Genomic DNA, 13,857 nt, shown 5'->3' on the forward strand with positions numbered 1-13,857 from the left:
TGCGTCTGCGGATCTTCGGTCGCCACCCGTACCCCCATTGGACCGTCCGAACAGATCGATACCCCTCGACGGTACGCCCGTCCCGCACCCGCCCGGGGGACGGTCCAACGCGCGTAGTGCGACGATCGCGCGTCGCCGCAGATGCGGTTACGGCAGGAACCGGGCGGCGAGATTGCGGACACCGAGGCCGAGCCGGGTGCTGGGGACGAGCAGGGCGGCCGCGCGGCCGGCGTAGCGCTGCTTCGGCCTGACCAGGGTGCGGTGCTGGGCTTCGTAGCGGCGGAACGCGTCGGTGTGATCGGCATGCGTGGCCAAGGCGGAGGCGAGAGTGTGCGCGGCGGTGATGGCGAGGCTGGAGCCGTCGCCGAGCAGTGAGACGCAGGAAGCCGCGTCGCCGAGCAGGGTCACGCGGCCGCGGGACCAGGTCGGCAGGTCGACTTTGCTGACTGCGTCGAAGTAGAAGTCGTCGCTGCGGTCGAGTCGGGCGAGCAGCTCCGGCACCCGCCAGCCGGCGCCGGCGTAGGCCGAGGTGACGATCTGGCGGTGCCGGGCAATGTCGCGGTAGTTCAGGTCGGGCATGGCCGGGCCGCGGAAGATGAACGCGGCCAGGGCGTTGCCGCGCGCGGGGTGGATCGAGGTGAGGCGGCCGGGCGTGTTGTAGAGCAGCACGTCCGACGGCGGGTCGGACGGTTCGCCGAGGGGCAGGGTGGCGACGTAGAGCCCGAGGTGCCGGATGAAGTCCTGCTCCGGGCCGAACACCAGCCGCCGCACGATGGAGTGCAGGCCGTCGGCGCCGATCACCAGGTCGAACCGGCGCGGAGCGGTCCGCTGGAAGGTGAGGTCCACACCGCCGTCGTCCTGGTGCAGCGCAGTGATGGTGTCGTCGAAGATGAACTCGGCCTTCTCGCTTGCCGCGTCGTGCAGGATCGCGGCCAGGTCCGCGCGAGGAAGTTCGACGTCGGCGGGCATCCGGATCCGGGTGATCTGCCGGCCGGCCGCATCCACCAGGCGCATCGCGGTCGCCTGCGTGGCCGCCGCCCGCAGCTGCGGCACGATGCCCATCGCTTCGGCGACCGGCATGGCGGGACCGCGTACGTCGACCGGGTTTCCGCTGGACCGCAGGCCTTCCGCACGCTCGACCACGGTCGGCCGGAATCCGTGGCGCGCCAGCCAGTAGGCCAAGGTGGCACCGGCTACGCCGGCGCCGGAGATCAGCACTGTCGTCATGCCATCCACGCTATCCGCACTGAGTGCAGAAATGCAATGAGTGCAGAAAGGCATCCGATGCGGTACGGTCCTCGCGTGACCCTCCGCGACCGCAAGCGGGCCCGCACCCGCCAAGCCCTCGTCGACGCCGCGATAGAGCTGTTCGAGCGCGACGGCTACGAGCAGACCACCGTCGCGGACATCGCCGCCGCCGCCGAGATCGGCACCCGCACCTTCTTCAGCTACTTCGCCAGCAAGGAGGAGCTGCTGTTCCCCGAGAGCGACCTGCGGGTGCAGGCGACCGTCGACGCCATCGCCGCCCGGGCACCCGAGGACGGACCGGCGCAGGTGCTGCTGCGGGCCCTACGCACCGTGGGCGCCGACAGCACCGACCTGACCGGCCGCCTCGCCGCTCTCCGCCTGCGGTTGATCCGCACCGTGCCCGCGGTCCGGGGCCGGGCGCTGCAGATCCAGTTCGACGCCCAACGGCAGATCGCCCGGCACCTGGCCGCGGCCTACCCGGACCGGCTCGACGAGATCAGCGCCGCCGCTCTGACCGGCGCTTTCGTCGGCGCGATCACCAGCGCCCTGCAGGTCCTGCTCGACGACTCCGACAATCCCGACGACCCGGCCGCCGTCCAGGCCGCGATCGAGAAGGCCACGGACGTCGCCCTGGCCCCGTGGGATGAGTGAGCGTCCCTACCGACGCCACCACGGAGAGGCCGAGCCAGCACAGCGCGACGCCGGCCGGCAGCAAGGCGGCGGCCGTCCACCTCAGCCCGGGTGGCATATCGGGGCGCGGCGGGTGGCGTGGCGGCCGGGAGTGCAGCCGTATTCGCGGGCGAACGCCGCGACGAACGCCGACGGGCTGGCGTAGCCGACCAGGTGGGCGACCTCCGTGACCGGGTGCCTGTCGAGCAGCACGCGGGACGCTTTGAGCCTGAGCACCGTACGCCATCGGGTGTAGGCCATGCCGTATTCGCGCTCGAAGTCGCGCTGCAGGGTCTTGGTGCTGACGTGCAGGCGGTCGGCCCATTCGCCCAGGCTGGTCGGGTCGGCCGGGTCCCGGGTGAGGGCGCGCGCGACGGTGGCGGCATAGCCGCCGCCGGCGCCAAGACTGACTGTCGCGGCGGTCGCGGCGAGACCAGCCATGATGCGTACGCGTGAGTCCGCCGCTTCCGTCTCATCGCAGCCCGGGCCGGCCAGCCGCTGGATCTGCTCGGCGGCCTCCGGAGTGATGGTTGCGGCGCCGGCGGCGAGACCCACCAGGCCGGCGGGGATCTCGCGCAGGCACACTCGATAGAGGACACCACCGTCCGCGCGGATCTCGTGGGTGACGGCCCGGTGCGCCCAGAACACTTCGGTGGGCCCGATGAACCCGGTCTGGTTGCCGTGCCGGACGGCGAGCATGCCGGCCGGCGCCCAGTAGATCTGGTGCAGCAGGTCCTGGCGGCGTTCGGTGAAGTCGACCGGCTCGTCGAAGCGGTAGTGCAGGACGAGAATGCCGTCGGGGCGGCCCAGGCGGTAGCCGTATTCGTCGCATACCGCGGGGTCGCCGGCGACGGTGTGGACGTGTCCTCTCAGCGACATCGGTTGTCCTCCCCGCGACATGTGACCTGCAGAGGTAAGGCTAGCCTTACCTACCGGTCAGGCACGTCACCACCCCGGTAAGGAACACTGAAATGCGTTTGCGACTCCTCGGCGCGACGGCCGTCGCCCTCACCCTGCTCGCCGGCTGCGGCAGCGACGGCGGTGACGAGGCCGGCGCCGCCGCGGCCACGCGGACATTCTCGGCGGACAACGGAGACATCACCATCCCGGCCGACCCGAAGCGGGTCGTGGCCACCGGGTACGCGGTTCCCGCGCTGATCGAGGCGGACGCCGCCCTGGTCGGCATCTCCACGTGGGAGCGCGGCCTGAAGATGATGACGCCGGAGGATCTGGCCACCTACGAGAAGCTGACGAAGATCGCCGGCGAGACGGCGGCGGAGACGAACTACGAGGCGATCGCGGCGGCCAAGCCCGACCTGATCGTCATCGGCGTGCCGAAGCCGGTGCTCGCCGACGTCGACGTCAAGCGCCTCGAGTCGATCGCGCCGGTGGTGGCGATCGGCCCGACGCTGCCGAACGCGTGGCGCACGCTGTCGCAGAAGCAGTCCGACGCGGCCGGGCGGACCAGCACGTTCGAGGCGGGCAAGAAGGCGTACGACGAGAAGGCCGCGGAGCTGAAGACGAAGTACGCGACGGCGCTGTCCGGGCTGAAGTTCGGGCACCTCGGCGCGTACGGGGAGGCCGCGAAGGGCACCTTCCAGCGCGAGTTCTCCGGCTCGTGGGGCACCAACATCGCGGAGGACCTGGGCGTCACCTACTACGGCGAGGTCAAGGTGAAGGGCCCGGGCAGCGCGGCCGTCAGCGAGTACCCGTCGATGGAGGAACTCCCGGCCAGCTTCGCCGAGGCCGACGTGATCACCTACACGCTGGAGCCGGACGGCAAGCCGGGCCCCGAGGTGCAGGCGGTGCTGAACTCGCCGCTGTGGAAGAACCTGCCCGCGGTCAAGGCCGGCCAGGTCTACGGGTTCACCTTCACCGAGGCGGCCACCTACCCGTCGGCGATGAAGACTCTCGACGCCGTCGACCAGGCGCTCGCGCCGCTGCTGGCCAAGTGAGCGTCGACCGCAGCGACCCCGGTCCCCGCGTCGCCGCGCATCAGCGCGGCGGGCGGGGGCTGGCCCGCGTTCCATACCCGATCGGGGTGCGCACGGTGGCGATCAGCGCGATCACCGAGGTCACGCCGGCCATGCGGCGCCTCACGCTGAGCGGCGCCGGCCTGGCCGGCTTCCACACCTACCAGTGCGACGACCACGTCAAAATCGTCTTTCCAGGACCGGATGGGGTACGCCGAGACCCGATGCCGAACGACCGCCAGATGCTGGACTGGCCGCGCCCGTTCCCGCCGACGCGCAGTTACACGATCCGCCGCTACGACGCGGACGCCCTGGAAGTCGACCTGGACTTCGTGGTGCATGAGGGCGGGCTCGCCTCGACCTGGGTGAAGCAGGCGCAGGTCGGTGAGCAGGTGACGATCGCCGGACCGCCGGGGGCGAAGACGTTCGCCCACACATACGCGCACTATCTGTTCGCGGTCGACGCCACGGCGCTGCCCGCGGTGGGCCGCTGGCTGGACGAGTCGCCCGCCGACGTCAGCGCGACCGTGGTCGTGGCCGGTGACGAACGGGCCTATCCCCTCGCCGAACGCGAGCGGGTGAAGGTCGTCCACGACGAGCTGGGCGCAATCACCGCGGTGGCGGCGCCGGACGACACGTTCCTGTTCGCCGCGGGTGAGGCGGGCTCACTGAAGCCGGTGCGGGCCTGGGGCCGCGGCCGGTTCGACCATCACGTGACCGGTTACTGGAAGCACGGCGTTGCGGACCACGACGACGACCACCACTGACAAGCTTCCGATCCTCATCGGGGCCCTGGTTCTGCTGCTGGTCGCCGCGGTGGCCGGGGTGAGTGTGGGGACCCGGACGGTAGCGCCCGCCGAGATCTGGCGGGCGTTCACCGCGTTCGCGGGCACCGACGACCACCTTGTCATCCGGGATCTGCGGCTTCCGCGTACGCTGCTCGGTCTTGTCATCGGCGCCGCCCTCGGCGTGGCCGGCGCCCTCGTGCAGACCATGACCCGCAACCCGCTCGCGGAGCCCGGACTGCTCGGCGTGACCGCGGGCGCCGGGTTCGCGATCAACCTGGGCGTGCTGTTCGGCCTGGCAGACAGCCCGGCCATGCAGTTGGTGCTGTCCGTCGCCGGCTGCGCGGCGGCAGCGATTCTGGTGTACGCGGTGGGCCGCTCGTCGCCGCTGCGGCTGGTCCTTGCCGGGGTCGCGCTCAGCGCGGTGCTGTCGGGGGTGTCGCTCGGGATGCGGCTGATCTGGCCGGATGTGCTGGACGAGTACCGGTTCTGGTCGGTCGGAGCGCTGGCCGGGGTGACCGGGAGTTCGCAGACGTTGCCGACGGTTGTGCTGCTTCTGGCGTTGGCGGGGTCGCTGGTGGTGGCCCGGCCGCTTGGTGTGGTGACGCTGGGTGAGGACACGGCTCAGGCGTTGGGGGCGCATGTCGCGCGTACCCGGACTGCGGTTTTGATTCTGGTGACAGTGCTGGCTGGGGCCGCGACGGCGATCGCCGGGCCGATCGCCTTCGTCGGGCTGATGATTCCGCATCTGGCGCGACGGTTCGCGGGTGGGTCGACGCCGTGGCTGATCGGGTTCTCGCTGGTGTTCGGGCCGGTGCTGCTGGTGCTGGCAGATGTGATGTCGCGGGTGCTGCTGCCGACCGGTGAGGTGCCGGTGGCGATCGTCACCGCGTTCATCGGTGCGCCGGTGCTGATCTGGGCGGTTCGCCGCTACGGGGCGAGGTCGCTGTGAAGTTCCGGATCGTCATGCTCGCGGTGGCTGCGGTGCTGGGGTTCGTAGGGCTCAGCCACGGCAGTTCGTGGGACGCGCCGTCTCAGGTGCTGGCCGCGCTGACCGGCAGCGGTGACCTGTCGGTGGTGGTTCTGGAATGGCGGCTGCCGCGGGTGGTCGCGGCGCTGGCGTTCGGGGCGGCGCTCGGGGTGGCCGGCGGGCTGTTCCAGAATTTGACCCGCAACTCGCTGGGCAGCCCGGATGTGATCGGGTTGGACTCGGGGGCCTACACGGGGGCACTGATCGCGATCACCGTGCTCGGCGGTGGGGCGGCGACTCTGCAGCTCAGCTCGGTGATCGGTGGGCTGCTCGCGGCGGCAGTCGTCTACCTGCTGGCGTCGAAGTCCGGGTTGGACGGGATGCGGCTGATCGTCATCGGCATCGCGGCCAACGCGATGCTGGTCGCGACGAACTCGTGGATCGTGCTGCGTGCCGAACTGGATGTGGCGATCGCGGCGACGGGGTGGAGCGCGGGGACGCTCAACGGGATGGACTGGGAAGAGCTGATCCTGCCGTTGATCGTGCTGGCGGTGCTGGCCGTGCTGATCGCGGTGATCACGCCGGCGGTGCATCAGGCTTCCCTCGGCGACGACCTGGCGTTGGCGTCAGGGGTGCATCTGCGGCGGCTCCGTTTGTTGATGGTGGTGGCCGGGGTGTGCGCGACGGCGACGGTTACTGCGGTGGCGGGGCCGATCGTGTTCGTGGCTTTGGCCGCCCCGCAGATCGGGCGGCGGCTGGCCGGGCGCCCAGGCATCCCGCTGTTGCCGTCGGCGCTGACCGGGGCGGTGCTGCTGCTCGGTTCGGATCTGGTCGCGCAGCTGCTGCTGTCGCCGGTGTCACTGCCGGTGGGCGTGGTGACCACGGCGGTGGGCGGGGCGTACCTGATCTGGTTGCTGATCCTGCAGGTCCGCCGGGGTGCCCTGGTCGCCTAGAGGGCTACGGCTGTTTGAACGCCGTACCTGCCGTTGATCAAGTGGCGGCTCGGCACCGCCGGCCGCCGCTCACGCGGGTATCCGGGCCGGCATTACCTGCCCCAGCGACGGCTCGCCGACGCCAGCCGCCGCTCCCGCAGGCATCCAGGCCAGCATTACCTGTCTCCGCGACGGCTCGCTGATGGCTATGACGGTTGCATTTGGCTCCACCAGGGCGGCTTGATCTGGCCCCACCGGCGGTTGGTGTGACGGTTTGAAGTGGCTCCACCAGGGCGGCTTGAAGTGGCCCCACTTGTGTGCCGGGTTCAGTCTTTCGTGGTCGGTCCAGCGGCGTGCCGATCAGGATGCGCTGGTGGCGGGCTGTTTCGCGGCGGTTCGGGAGAGCCTGTAGGAGTCGTTGCCGGTTTCGACGATCGTGCCGTTGAAGGTCAGCCGGTCAACGATCGCGGCGCAGAGCCGGGGGTCGGTGAACGTGCGGGTCCAGCCGGAGAAGGACTCGTTGGAGGCGATCGCGACGCTGTTCTTCTCCTCGCGTTCGGTCAGGACCTGGAACAGCATCTCCGCGCCGCGGCGATCGAGTTCGAGATACCCGAGTTCGTCGATGCAGAGCAGGTCGACCCGGCCGTAGCGGGCGATGGTTTTGGTCAGCTGCCGGTCGTCGGCGGCTTCGACCAGCTCGTTGACCAGTTTCGCGGCCAGGGTGTAGCGGACCCGGAACCCGGCCATCGCCGCGGCCGATCCCAAACCGATGAGCAGGTGTGATTTGCCGGTGCCGGAGTCGCCGATCAGGCAGAGAGGCTGGCCGGCGCGAATCCAGTCGCAGGTAGCGAGGTTGTTGATGAGCGCGGCGTTGATGTTCGGGTTAGCGGTGTAGTCGAAGTCGGTGAGCCACTTCTGGCGAGGAAAGCCCGCGGCCTGCAGCCGCCGCTGGGAACGGCGCCGGTCTCGTTCTTCGCACTCGGCCATCAGCAGTTCGGCGAGCATGCCGCGATAGCTGAGCTGGTCACGTTCGGCCCGGGTGATCATCTCGGAGAACTGGCTGCGGACGGTGGGCAGATGCAGCACCCGGCAGGAAGTCTCGATCGCCGCGTCGGCGGCGTTCTCGGTAATGGCTCGAGGAATGCGGCTCACGATGATTCCTTCCTTCGGTGGTGTAACAGCTGGTCCCAGCGGTTCAGATCCGGCGGCGGCCGGTGGTCGGCGGGCAACTGCGCCACCCGCTGCAAGGTCTGCTCCGTGACCGGCGGCGGAGCCGGCGGTGGCAGTGGAGGTGGTGGTGCCGGTGGCGGCCCGGCCGCGATCGTGGGTGAACGCCCGGCGTTCTGGGCGGCTTTGCGGGCTTCGACCGCCACGACGTCAGCGGTCGCGGTGCCGACGCTCAACGCGGCCCGGATGCCGGCGGTCACGTCGGCGCCGCGCATGTGCCGGTGCAGCAGCAGGACCTGGATCAGTTCCCGGGTGCCGGCGGCCTCATCGTCGGTGGCGACCTTCGCCGCCGCCCAGAACGCTTCGTGATCGGTGGTGAAGGTGCCTTCCCGCCGGGCTTGATCGAGGGCTTCCGAGCCGGCCAGCGCTCCAGGTTTGCGTAGCAGGATCTCCAGGTAGTGGTCCAGCAGCAGATGCTGGCCGCCGCGTCCCGGCAGACGGGGATGCCGGGCAACCTCGGTGCGGCCGTCGGAGACGACGACTTCGGTGGTGCCCAGCACGACCTGCAGCTTGCGGCCGATGAACCTCGCCGGGACCGAGTAGTCGTTCATCCGGACCGTCACCGTCGCTTCGCGATCGACCCGGGGCCGCAGCGTGAGTGACGCCCCGAACTTCTCCGCTGGCAGGCGGGCCAGCAGCGCAGCTTCGGCAGCGAAGTCCTCCCCGACAGTCCTCGTCCGGAGCCGGATCTTGCGGTCCCGGTCGTCCAGATCAGCGGCCGCCAGCCGCTGGTTCAGCTCTTCCAGCGTGGCAACGGTCGGGACGGGAGTCAGCCGGTTGCGGCGGTAGTAGCCGACCTGACCTTCGACTCCGCCCTTCTCGTGAGCACCTTCCAAGCCGGGAATGCAGTAGAAGGCAGTGAATCCGTAGTGCTCCCGGAAAGCCTCCCACCTCGGGTTCTCGACCCTGGATCGGCTGCGGAAAACCACGCGGCGTACTGCCGAGCTCAGGTTGTCGTAGCGGATCTGCCCGGCCGGGATCCCGCCGATCAGGTCGAAGGCGTATTCGTGTCCTTCCAGGAACGCCTCTTGTCCGCAGGACACCGTCACGCGGTGCACCGCCAGGCCGGAGTAGGCCAGCCGGAACGCGAACAGGTGACAGCGGGTCATCGTCCCGGCCAGGCAGACCATCACCTCACCGAAGTCGACTTCCGCGTCGGCGCCGGGCCGATTGTGCCGGATGATGAATCCGTCCATCGGCGCACCTGCCTCCGCCGCGATCTGCCGGCGCCGCATCGACACGTAGTCACGCACCGTCGAGTACGCGACGTCGACGTCCACCTCCTCTGCCAGCCGATCCTTGATCCGCCGAGCGGTGTGCCGCTGCTTACGCGGCGCCTCCAGATCCGCCCGCAGCCACTCGTCGATCGTCTTCTTCACCGGATCGAGCCGCGGTGAACGACGCACCGGATGCCGACGCGGCGTCGGCTCCGCTGATGCCAGCGCTTCGCGGACCAACCGCCGGTGCACACCGTGCCTCCGCGCCAACGCCCGAATCGACAGCTCTTCAAGCACCGCGTCGGAGCGGATCCGGCGGAACAGTTCGTTCTTGGTCAACGGCATCGGCGTCCTCGAAGACGGCGAGCACACTCAGGACTTCAAGCGCAACACCGCAGGTGGGGCCACTTCAAGCCGTCATCGCCCATCCGTGCGGGAAAGTCCCTCGCGGGTGGGGCCAGGTCAAGCCGCCCTGGTGGAGCCAAATGCAACCGTCATAGCCACGCTGACGCCAGCCGCCGCTCACGCAGGCATCCAGGCCATCATTACCTGTCTCCGCGACGGCTCGCTGGCGCCGGCCGTCGCTCACGCGGGTATCCGGGCGCGATGAGCTGCGTGGCGGCCAGCTGGCCGGCCTTGGGACCGAAGATCCGCGGCGGCGAGGTGGGATCGCGGAGGGCCGCCGCCTGCAAGCAGGGGGAAGCGGGCCTAGCTGCGGTTGGTGTTGACCCAGTCGCGGCTTGCGGTGAACTTCTCGACCGGGTCGCCGATGTACTGCCACGGCCACTCCGTGACCTGGCCGTCCAGCAGGGCGAACGCGTGCCAGGCCGCGTCGAACTGGTCTGCCAATTCAAGAACCAGCGCGAACGTCGCCACCCGAGGCGCCCAGCCCGGGCCGGCGTGGACGTAGTCCGGGTGGAAGATCGAGTTCTCGGCGGCGGCGAGCAGTTCGGCGCCGACCTCCTCAGAGGTGATGTACGCGTTGTCCTCCTCCGACCGCTTGTAGGACCACCGCTCCAGGTGGGCCACCGCGACCAGCTCGTGCAACAGACTGTTCGGCCCGGCCGCCGCCGCAGTGCTGCGGGCGAACTCGAACATCGCCTCATGACTGCCGGACCATTTCGCGCACAGATACTGCAGCCGCTGCTCATGCGCGACCAGATGCGTCGGATGCAGACGCAGCACCTGGTCGAACCGCTCCTGGGCCTCGGCCTTCCCGATCTGCAGACCGCGCCCACTGGTCACCAGCCAGGTCCAGGCGGTCACATTGTCCGGGTCACGCTCGATCACCTGGCGCAGCAGCGACTCGGCGTGGTGCAGGCCCTGGTGGAAGTTCCGGAACTGGTCGGAGCTGGTGTACTGCGCGCGCTGAGCACCGCGCGCCCGCCCGGCCAGGGAAACGGCGTGGCAGCCGGCGACCAGCGTCGGCAGGGTGGACTCGGGTTCGGCGGCGATCCACTGGCCGATCCAGTCCTCGAGACCGTCGACCTGCCCGGCGGCCTCCATCAGGAAGGCGAACTCGTCCGGGTCGGCGGCCATGCCGAACAGCTCCCGCGCCCACTTCCAGTTCCGCTTCTGCAGCGCCTTGATCAGGGCTTTGCGGTGCGGATCACCGTAGGTGGGGTCGAGGAACGGCTCTTTCGGTCCCCGCTTGAACGGCCACATGGCGGCAGATCTTAGTACGGGCAGCGGCAATCGTGATCATGACTGGAGGTCGTCCAGGACCTTGTCGACCTTGTCCAGCAGTTCCTGGCGGACGATGTCGTCCTCCGGGCCGGCGGCACGTACGGCCAGTAGGCAGTCACGGAGGAGTGGCCGGTGGTCGGCGGTGAAATACTCCCAGTCGAGGAACGACTGGCTCCACTCGAACACCTTCCCGGGAGGTAGCCGTTCGGAATCCCGGCGCAGGGACCGAAGCAGGAGCATCAACGCGGGCGAACTGCCGGGAGCACCGTATCGGGGTGGCGGCCAAGCGCGTGTCGTCGCCCAGACCGCGTCGTCGTACTTCTCGATCAGCATCTCCACCGGCTCGCGCAGGTCGGAGGCGAGCCACAGCGCGATGAGTGTGTGCGCAACCGAGCGGCACTCCGTCTCCGTTCTCGGGGCAAACGAGGTCACTGCCAATCCCATGATGGCCATGGCCGGTTCCAGCGCGTGTCGAAGCACATCGTCGATCGGCTCACCGCGGATCTGGTAGGTCAGGTCGATGGTGGACTCCATGTGATGGACGAACCCGTAGTAGGCCCGGTCTCCAGGCGGCATGTTCCGTCCCCAGTAGGGATCGACGTTCGCCACCTCGACACCGTCCGGGATGAGGGTGAGCTCTACGTCGCGGCGGTTCTCCAGCCAGGTGCGGCGCAACTGCACGGCGGCGATGAATACCGACCAGCCGTCCTGGCTGATCGTCGCCTGCCAGCGCCCGACCCACCTGCGCCATTCGTCGGCCGGCACCTCGGCGCCGGGGAACAGCTGTGCCGCGGTGATCGGTCCTGCCGTCAACGCCAGAAGCAGCAGGTTGAAGGCGTAGAGCGCATGACGGTCGACAAGCGGCAGCGATGCCGGCCGGTACCCCGTTGCGGGTGTGTCGGTCCAATTGACGGTGGCCCGGAATCGCCTGACCGCAAGCTCGGCGAGCTGCGCATGCTGACCTGATTGGTCGAGCAGCGATGACAGGAAAGGCAGTACAGCTTCGCGGGCCGTCAGCGGCGCGAAGGACAGCAGAGAGTAGAGCAGGTCTTCATCTGCGGCGGCACGCCCGAAAGGGAGCGTCGCGGCAGCTTCCCGCACACGAAGATCAATCAGCGCATGTACGGTCAGGCGCGCTACCAGGTATTCGCCGAAAGTGGCGTGCAGGAACTCGTACGTGCGTAGCCGCTCGTCTCCGCGGATGGCCTGTGCCCGCTGGAGGAAGAAGAAGCGACCGAGTAGTTCCTGGCCCACGGTGAGCGGCGATCGGAAACCCACCTGTGGGCGGTCGTGGCCGGTAGGCGCGAGTTCCAACGCGGTGAGGTCCGCATCCAGCTGCGCCTCGGTCACCCACTGCTGCGATCGGTTGAACATCGCGAACGCGGCCGCCGACAGGCGCATCAGCTCCGCCTCCACTCGGCCGGCTGGCGCCTCGTTCAGGTCCTTCGCCACCTCGCGCAGGGCATAGCTGACCATCAGGCGCTCGTACAGACCGGTGACGTCGAGCCTGTTGCCGTCGATCCTCTGCACGTCGTTGGCTTGTGCATCGTAGAGCGCCAGCATGAGAAGCAGCAGCGGCTGGCTGGCGAGGTCGGCGTAGCGGCGGGCGAGGTCGGCGGGAAAGGGCCGCAGTCCAACGGCGTGCAGTCCAGCCTCGTTGGCTTCGTTCCACACGGCGAGCCACCGGTCCACGTGATCGGAGGTGAATGGCTCGAGCCGCACGACGAGCGTGTCCTCCGGCAGGCGGGCTCGATCGATCACCGCGGTTCGGCTGGTGACAAGGACCGATACCGGCCGTTGCTGGATCGCTTCCCGGCGCTGGAATGCGGCGACTCTTTCGAGGAAATCGGATTGGCTCACGCCGGTGGCCTGGAGCAACTCGTCGAAGCCGTCGAGCAGGAGCACCGGCAGGGCGCCGTTCGTCGCCGCGGACAGTTCCGGCCACTCGATCCGCAGGCCGGTTGCGGCGCGCAGGGCGTACTCGATCTGGTCTTGAAGTTCCAGATCTGCTGGAACGTCCCGGAGCGGCACGCGGACGGGCAGGAAATCGGCGGCGGGCAGTCGGGCGGCGAGAACACGCACCAGCGACGACTTTCCCGCACCGGGATGACCGAGCAGGATCAGCGGACCGGACGTTGCCTGAGGCGTGGTGAGACGCCCAGCAAGAAAGTCCGAGAGATCGTCTCGCGGAGGCATCTCATCCCACCAATCCTCCTCCCCCGGCCGGTCTCCCGGGCCTGCGGCGCGCGCCACGAAGCTCGGGTCGATGTAGATCTCGCCGAGTGTGGGGGCGGAAAGGTGCCGTGGTGTGCCGGCCGTATCCACGATCGGCTCGTCGAGGGCGGCGCGATAGGCAAGAGCCAGCGATTGGCGCTGGGCGTCCGGCGGCCGGGCGGAGCCGGCCTGGACGAGAAGTGTTTCCAGGTCGCGTAGCCCTTGCCGCACACGATGGATTTCGGCGCGGGTGGCGATGTCGTCATTGCGCTGGGTCCAGAGATCGAACTCGGGGACATCGACGGCCAGCGTGCGATACAGGATCTCGTAGCGCTCGACGGCCCTTTGGGGCAGTTGGCTTCGAAGCAGGTGGGACACCGAGTTTCGCTCGGTGTCGTTGAGACGCTCCCACACGGCCAAGCCCTCGAGGTGATCAACAAGTCGATCGGCGAGTCGCGCATACCAGTGGTTGAGCCGGTCGAGCACCGCTTCGTAGGGGGCCTCGGGTGAAGGCGACGGCGCGTCGGCGGCGAGCAGCCCAGTCGGCCAGTCGGTGCCTGCTCGAGCGAGTCTCACCTGGTCGGCGCGGGAGGGGGCGGCCTCGGCCACGTCAAAGGGAAGGTTCTCTTCCGACACAACCTCGAAGAAGGCCGTCACCACGATGACGGTGTGCGCGCCCTGCAGCCGCTCAGTGCGGTCGAGACGGCCGAGGCCATGCAACCGGTCGCGCAGACCGCTCAATACCGACTGGCCGACACGGACAAATTCGGTCTTGGCGTCGAACAGGCTCAGCGCCGAGGTGACGCCGGCCGCGGTGCCGGCCAACAGCAGGCCGCCCAGTGCCCGGTCGAGGGCAGCGACCGCCGGGGTGGAGCCACCCAGAAGCACAACCGCGTCCGCGTACGTGAGTCGCCTGGCCACCATGCGAATACCGCT

Annotated in this window: 11 protein-coding genes; 5 read left to right on the top strand and 6 right to left on the bottom strand. The window is 69.2% G+C overall.

Annotated features, from left to right (window positions below; genetic code table 11):
- Positions 1-147: 147 nt before the first annotated feature.
- The gene (locus OHA21_RS26820; RefSeq protein WP_328459335.1) at positions 148-1,227 is read right to left on the bottom strand and encodes an FAD-dependent monooxygenase; all 1,080 of its coding nucleotides are present in this window, start codon (positions 1,225-1,227) and stop codon (positions 148-150) included.
- Positions 1,228-1,302: 75 nt separating this feature from the next.
- Here OHA21_RS26820 and OHA21_RS26825 point away from each other — a divergent pair, with 75 nt between their 5' ends.
- Positions 1,303-1,899, top strand: coding sequence for a TetR/AcrR family transcriptional regulator (locus OHA21_RS26825; protein ID WP_328459337.1), 597 nt, complete (start codon positions 1,303-1,305; stop codon positions 1,897-1,899).
- An 81-nt stretch (positions 1,900-1,980) separates the two neighbouring features.
- On the opposite strand, the gene OHA21_RS26830 is transcribed toward OHA21_RS26825, so the two are convergent.
- Positions 1,981-2,796, bottom strand: a complete 816-nt coding sequence (locus tag OHA21_RS26830) for a helix-turn-helix transcriptional regulator (protein ID WP_328459339.1) — start codon at positions 2,794-2,796, stop codon at positions 1,981-1,983.
- 92 nt (positions 2,797-2,888) lie between these two features.
- On the opposite strand from OHA21_RS26830, the gene OHA21_RS26835 reads away from it, so the two are divergent.
- From OHA21_RS26835 to OHA21_RS26850, 4 genes are read left to right on the top strand one after another with little or no spacing between them, the layout of a single operon-like run.
- The gene (locus tag OHA21_RS26835) at positions 2,889-3,872 is read left to right on the top strand and encodes an ABC transporter substrate-binding protein (RefSeq protein WP_328459341.1); all 984 of its coding nucleotides are present in this window, start codon (positions 2,889-2,891) and stop codon (positions 3,870-3,872) included.
- Complete coding sequence (locus tag OHA21_RS26840) at positions 3,869-4,657, top strand: siderophore-interacting protein (RefSeq protein ID WP_328459343.1); 789 nt, start codon at positions 3,869-3,871, stop codon at positions 4,655-4,657. The genes OHA21_RS26835 and OHA21_RS26840 overlap by 4 nt, the downstream gene beginning before the upstream one ends.
- Complete coding sequence (locus tag OHA21_RS26845; RefSeq protein ID WP_328459345.1) at positions 4,629-5,627, top strand: FecCD family ABC transporter permease; 999 nt, start codon at positions 4,629-4,631, stop codon at positions 5,625-5,627. The genes OHA21_RS26840 and OHA21_RS26845 overlap by 29 nt, the downstream gene beginning before the upstream one ends.
- Positions 5,624-6,598, top strand: a complete 975-nt coding sequence (locus tag OHA21_RS26850) for a FecCD family ABC transporter permease (protein WP_328459347.1) — start codon at positions 5,624-5,626, stop codon at positions 6,596-6,598. The genes OHA21_RS26845 and OHA21_RS26850 overlap by 4 nt, the downstream gene beginning before the upstream one ends.
- Positions 6,599-6,937: 339 nt before the next feature.
- Here the strand turns inward: OHA21_RS26850 and istB are convergent, their stop codons facing one another.
- The 4 genes from istB to OHA21_RS26870 form a co-directional block, all read right to left on the bottom strand.
- Positions 6,938-7,729, bottom strand: coding sequence for an IS21-like element helper ATPase IstB (istB, locus tag OHA21_RS26855; RefSeq protein WP_328459349.1), 792 nt, complete (start codon positions 7,727-7,729; stop codon positions 6,938-6,940).
- Complete coding sequence (gene istA / locus OHA21_RS26860; protein WP_328459351.1) at positions 7,726-9,366, bottom strand: IS21 family transposase; 1,641 nt, start codon at positions 9,364-9,366, stop codon at positions 7,726-7,728. The genes istB and istA overlap by 4 nt, the downstream gene beginning before the upstream one ends.
- A gap of 363 nt (positions 9,367-9,729) precedes the next feature.
- Positions 9,730-10,686, bottom strand: coding sequence for a DUF4034 domain-containing protein (locus tag OHA21_RS26865; protein ID WP_328459353.1), 957 nt, complete (start codon positions 10,684-10,686; stop codon positions 9,730-9,732).
- Between the two features lie 36 nt (positions 10,687-10,722).
- Positions 10,723-13,845, bottom strand: coding sequence for an NACHT domain-containing protein (locus OHA21_RS26870; RefSeq protein ID WP_442874908.1), 3,123 nt, complete (start codon positions 13,843-13,845; stop codon positions 10,723-10,725).
- Positions 13,846-13,857 lie beyond the last annotated feature (12 nt).

Origin of the sequence: Actinoplanes sp. NBC_00393 (assembly GCF_036053395.1) — a bacterium.
In the GTDB taxonomy this organism is placed as follows: domain Bacteria; phylum Actinomycetota; class Actinomycetes; order Mycobacteriales; family Micromonosporaceae; genus Actinoplanes.

Bases quoted from the DNA above. Each gene is read 5' to 3' on its own strand.
- OHA21_RS26820 (WP_328459335.1), bottom strand. From the start codon at position 1,227: ATGACGACAGTGCTGATCTCCGGCGCCGGCGTAGCCGGTGCCACCTTG.
- OHA21_RS26830 (WP_328459339.1), bottom strand. From the start codon at position 2,796: ATGTCGCTGAGAGGACACGTCCACACCGTCGCCGGCGACCCCGCGGTA.
- OHA21_RS26835 (WP_328459341.1), top strand. From the start codon at position 2,889: ATGCGTTTGCGACTCCTCGGCGCGACGGCCGTCGCCCTCACCCTGCTC.
- istA (WP_328459351.1), bottom strand. From the start codon at position 9,366: ATGCCGTTGACCAAGAACGAACTGTTCCGCCGGATCCGCTCCGACGCG.
- OHA21_RS26865 (WP_328459353.1), bottom strand. From the start codon at position 10,686: ATGTGGCCGTTCAAGCGGGGACCGAAAGAGCCGTTCCTCGACCCCACC.
- OHA21_RS26870 (WP_442874908.1), bottom strand. From the start codon at position 13,845: ATGGTGGCCAGGCGACTCACGTACGCGGACGCGGTTGTGCTTCTGGGT.